Genomic DNA, 5004 nt, shown 5'->3' on the forward strand with positions numbered 1-5004 from the left:
GCAGCGCGGCGGGTCGCAACGGGCCCACGGTCGCGTCGCACACGACACCGTCCCACAAGGTGTTGTCCAATTCCCAGACAAGACATCTCAGAGCCGGTCTCATCGCCCTGCCCCTATCGTCGCGTCATCACTGTCTTCCCGCCGCGCCACGCACGGTGGACGGGCACCGCACACCATCCAGGACACGACACGGGCCGAGACCCTGCTCACCGGGCCACGGCGCGGGTGATCCTACCGGCATGTCGGCCCTGCCTCGCGGCAACGGTAGAACCGGCTCCCGCCGCCCGGCACCCGTGACGGGAGGGCGCGCCCGCGCCCGGGACGTGAGGACCACCATGGAAAACCGGTCATATGTCCAGCTGCTGTGACCGTTCACAACCGCTACCGACCGGTCTCGCAGGCTCTCACAGAACCCGCGGATCGGGTCCGCAAAGGAGATCAACCGATTAGTGTGAATGCGCTGCACAGCAATCGTGGGCGGAAGGGAGTCGCCAATGTCCGTCGACAGTTCGGCCCGGCCGAGCCTGACCCTGTCAGGCAAGCCGATGTCGTCCCCGCTGAAAGACGTTCGCGGGCTATCGCGTCAGATGGTCGGGCATTTCGTCGAGAACGTCATCCCGTGCGGCACCCTACCGGGTGACGCCATCGCGGGCGACGTCACCACCATCACCCGGGTCTGCCTGGAGCTGGCGGTGAGCATGCTCGACGGAAAGGACCTACCGGAGAAACTTCAGCGGCTCGGTGACGCCGCCGCGGGATGGGCGCGCGAGGGCGTGCCCATCGACACCATCCACCACTCGATCCACGAGGGCTTCAAGATGGGCCTGGACCTGGTGGTGTCCGACGCGACCATGAAGGACTACGACGACCTCGTCGACGGCGCCAAGATGGTCGTGGAGATGCTCGACATGATCAACTCCGCGGTCTCCATGGCCTACGTCCGCGAGCTGCGCGCGGTGGTCAGCGAACACCACACCGCCGTGCACACGCTGACCTCGGCGCTGCTGGGCGGCCACAGCACCTCCACCATGGCGCGGGAATGCGGCATCGCCATCGCGTCCTCGTACGCCGTTCTGGCGGTGGCGATTCCGCCGCACCGCGAGGAGCGCAATCCGATGGTGGACGGCAAGGTCGTGGCACGCCGGAAACTGCGGCGGGTGCAAGCCGAGCTGGCCACCCGGTGCGGCGAGGCCGCCCTGTCGCTGCTGAGCGTGGACGGCGGCACCGTGCTCATCCCGTCCGGCCATCTGGACAACGAGCAGCTGGACACGCTGGTCACCCAGCTGTCGCACGCCGCGCAGGTGGGCGTCACCGCGACCATGGTCGAGGCCACCCCCGAGAAGATTCCCACCGCCGCGGACCAAGCCCACGAACTGCTCGACATGGTGCAGCGCTTGCAGGCGGTGGCCGGGCTCTACCGCTTCGACGAGCTGGCACTGGAATACCAGCTGACCAGACCCGGGCCGGGGCGGGAATACCTGGGCTCGCTGCTGGACCCGCTGGATGCGCACCCCGAACTGCTCGAGACCCTGCAGCGCCACATCGCCAACAACCTCAACCGGCAGCGCACCGCGCGCGTCCTGCACGTGCACACCAACACGGTGGACTATCGGCTCAAGCGGATCGGACAGCTCACCGGATTCGACCCGTCCCAGCCCTCTGGCCTGTGGTACCTGCGCTCGGCGCTGGTGGCCCGTACGTATCGCACGACCTGAGCGGGTAGCGAGCCGGCACGGCGCGAGCGGCTTGCGGGCAACTCCCCGTCCATGTGCCGTTAATGTCGTGTTTACGATGTCTCGGTGCTTGTGAACGACGTTCAAGGGAGCTTGACCCCACCGGGCGAGCGAGTGGCCACGGCGGAGCTCCAGGAGCGTCGGCTCCGGCCGGTGGTCGTGTGGTGCGGTATCGCCGTCATCGTGCTCGCGCTGATCGGCGGCGAACTCGTGGCCGCGCACATCGGGGCGCTCGGGCCGCTGACCAGCCTGGCGCGCGACTACGCGGGCACGCCGAAGTCGGCGACCACGCCGTGGGCGGGATTCCTGCTGGCCCTGGTCGGCGTCACGATGCGCGCACGCGTCGGCGCGGTCACCGCCGCGATCGCCATCGATCTGCTGTTCGTGGTGATCCGAGCGGCCGATGGACGGCCGTTCACCGTCGGCAACGGCCCGACCATCGTGCTCACCGCACTGGCGGTACTCGCGTTCACGCGGTGGGACGGACCGCGACGGCGTACGGCGTTGCGCACCATCGCCTTCGGCGCGCTGCTGATCTCGGCGACGAAGATCAGCGAGATCTGGCTGGACATCACCGCGTGGGCCTGCCCGATGGTCCTCGACCCGTACGTGCAAGTCGCCGACCGCGCCCTCGGCAGCCCGTCGTGGCTGGTCGGGAGCGCGCTGGAAACGGCGGGGCCCATCGCGACGGGCGTGGTGCGCTGGGTGTACTTCGAGCTTCCGCTGGCAGCGGTGCTGGTCGCGGCCTGGCAGCTGCGCGGCGTGACCGCCGGTGTGTGGCCGCGGCACTACCTGGTGCGGACGTTCTTGACGCTCGGCGTCGTCGGGCCGATCTGGTACGTGGTCTTCCCGGTGGTGGGGCCGGTACTCGCGTACGGACCACAAGGGCTGGGCTTCGAGATCGCCGACGTGTGGCCGGATGTCGTCCCGGCGGTGCCGTCCTCGATCGAGGCCATGCGCTTCGACGGCATCACACCGCGCAACTGCATGCCGTCACTGCACACCGCCTGGGCGCTGGCGTTGTTCATCCACTCCCGGCGCGGCCCCGTGTGGTTGCGCTGGGGCGGTACGTTCTGGCTCGTGTGCACGCTCACCGCGACGCTCGGCCTCGGCGCACACTACGGCATCGACCTGGTCGTGGGCGCGGCACTGTGCCTGACGGTCGAATCCGCGCTGCGCGACCCCGATCGAGGTTGGGACCGCCGGCGCGTCCGTTGCGTGAGCCTCGGCGTCGCCCTCTGCGCAGCCGTACTGCTGTGCATTCGCTTCCTCGCCGTGCCGATGGCGACGCATCCGATTCCCTTCGCGATCGTGATCCTCGGTGCGCTCGGTGCGCTGGCGATCATGTTCTACAGCACGTGGTTCGGCGCGTCATCGGTCGAATCATCCCGTCCGGCGCGTCTGTGAGCTACTCGCGCCGATCATCGGCCCGGCGACGGATGGCCCGTCCCGCCGAGCCGAGGTCGCGCAGCGGCGTCGCGCGTCGGTCGCCGACCGCCGGGTGCCGGGCGTAGCGGTGGTAGCGGCGAGCGGGTCGGCACGGCGGCGCGCTCACGTCAGAGCGTAGCGGTGGTAGCGGCGAGCGGGTCGGCACGGCGGCGCACTCACGTGTCGCGCCGAAGTTCGTGGGCGGCCGCCGGATCTGCCGACGTCAGCGATCGTTCCCGGCAGCGCGACCGCCCCGGCGAGCAGCCAGTGTGGCGGCCAGCGCTGCCCGATCGAGCTTGCCACGCGGGGTGCGCGGCAGCCTGTCCACCACCAGAACCTGCACCGGCATGCTGGGACTCGGCAAAGTCGCGCGCAGCCGCCGCCAGATCTCGTCGGAGGCCGGTGCGCCGGCGCCCACCACGATCGCGGCCGCGGGCGCCTCCCCCATGCGCGCGTCGGGCACGCCGACACAGGCGGCCTCTGCGACACCCGGTATCGCGGTGAGCGCCGCTTCGACCGACGCGGGTTCCACGTTGAGACCCGCCCGGATCACCATGTCGCTCTCCCGGCCGAACAACCGCAGACGGTCGCCGATCACCTCACCCCGGTCGCCGACCGTCATCCACCCGTCGACCGGTCCGCCGACCACGCCCTCCGCGGTGAGGTAGCCGTCGAACAGCATGTCACTGCGCACGTACACCAGGCCGTCGCGAACTCGCGCCTCGACGCCGTAGAACAGTTCACCGGCCGACTTCTCGTCGCTTTCCCCGAGTCCGCGATCGAAGGAGACGAAACTCAGTTCGGACGCACCGTAGAAATGCACCAGCGAGGCGTTCGGCAGAACCTCTTGCAACGCTTGCCGTCCCGTGCGGGGCCACCGGGCAGCGGAAGACAGCACTTCCCGGACACTGCCCACCGGCCCGATTCCCGCGCGCGCCACATCCCACGCGATCGTCGGCACCGAATACAGCTGCGTCGCACCGTCTCGCAACGCGTCCGGCGCCGGGCGCAGGTCCACGGTCGCGCCCCGGGTCAAAGCGTGCAACGCGCCGTAGAGGAAATGGGTGTGGTCCAGCACACCGGGCACCGACACCCGATCGCCGGTCCCGATGTCGAAGGTTCGGTCGGAGCGATCCAGCGTGGTGGCCCAGGATCGCTGGTCGCGGACGAACAGTTTGGGCTCGCCCGTGGTGCCGGAGGTGATGCCAGCCAGCAACTCGGCGCCCGGCTCCACCCGGCCCACCGACCCCTCGGACGCCACTGCGGCGGCGGTTCGCACGGTGCCCTCGAAGCCCAGCCGCCGCAACCGCCGATGCTGGTGCGGCGCTGCGACCACGGCTCCCGGCGCGGCGAGCGTCAGCACCCGGTTCAGCTGAGCGGGCAGCAGATGACGGTGCAGCAGCACGACACTCACTCCGGCGTGCATCGCCGCCGTCACCGTCACCAGCGATTCGACGTCCGACGTGGGCAGCACCGCCACCCGCCGCATGCCGTGCAGCCCGGCGGCAGTGCGGACGACCTTCGACCAGAACTCGTCGTAGCCCACCCGTTCGCGGCCCGAGATCACGGCGAGCGCCGCGGGATTCGCCGCGACCTGTCGAGCGATCCGCGCGGCGAGCAGTTCAGTCATCGTCCACTCCCCTCGCGGCGAGCGCGTCGCCCATCGCGTCGGCCGTCCGCAACGCGCGCACCAGCACCGGCGTCACCAGCGCCGTCATCGACCACTGCAGCCCTCGCGCGCGCCGCGCTTCGGCGACATCGTGCACGATCCCGGCCAGCAACGGCACGCACCGGATGGCCAGCGCCAGCAGCAGACCGATCCGCTCGGGATCGACACCCGCCC

The 5004-nt window shown here is 70.1% G+C and carries 4 protein-coding genes; 2 read left to right on the forward strand and 2 right to left on the reverse strand.

Annotated elements, in window-relative coordinates; genetic code table 11:
* Positions 1-494 precede the first annotated feature (494 nt).
* Both ON27_RS11320 and ON27_RS11325 read left to right on the forward strand, forming a co-directional pair.
* Complete coding sequence (locus ON27_RS11320; RefSeq protein ID WP_043724074.1) at positions 495-1715, forward strand: PucR family transcriptional regulator; 1221 nt, start codon at positions 495-497, stop codon at positions 1713-1715.
* A 132-nt stretch (positions 1716-1847) separates the two neighbouring features.
* Positions 1848-3140, forward strand: a complete 1293-nt coding sequence (locus tag ON27_RS11325; protein ID WP_051046440.1) for a phosphatase PAP2 family protein — start codon at positions 1848-1850, stop codon at positions 3138-3140.
* A gap of 244 nt (positions 3141-3384) precedes the next feature.
* Here the strand turns inward: ON27_RS11325 and ON27_RS11330 are convergent, their stop codons facing one another.
* Together ON27_RS11330 and ON27_RS11335 are read right to left on the reverse strand one after the other, a co-directional pair.
* Positions 3385-4791 carry an AMP-binding protein gene (locus ON27_RS11330; protein ID WP_043724081.1) on the reverse strand — a complete coding sequence of 469 codons (1407 nt, stop codon included), beginning with the start codon at positions 4789-4791 and terminating at the stop codon, positions 3385-3387.
* On the reverse strand, positions 4784-5004 hold a 221-nt coding region (locus tag ON27_RS11335; protein WP_043724083.1), incomplete at its 5' end, for an energy-coupling factor transporter transmembrane component T. The genes ON27_RS11330 and ON27_RS11335, both read right to left, overlap by 8 nt.

It is taken from the genome of Nocardia asiatica NBRC 100129, assembly GCF_000308415.1.
Classification (GTDB): domain Bacteria; phylum Actinomycetota; class Actinomycetes; order Mycobacteriales; family Mycobacteriaceae; genus Nocardia; species Nocardia asiatica.

What these genes read in the sequence shown, in the direction of transcription:
- ON27_RS11330 (WP_043724081.1), bottom strand. Translation starts at nt 4,791, where the DNA reads ATGACTGAACTGCTCGCCGCGCGGATCGCTCGACAGGTCGCGGCGAAT.
- ON27_RS11320 (WP_043724074.1), top strand. Translation starts at nt 495, where the DNA reads ATGTCCGTCGACAGTTCGGCCCGGCCGAGCCTGACCCTGTCAGGCAAG.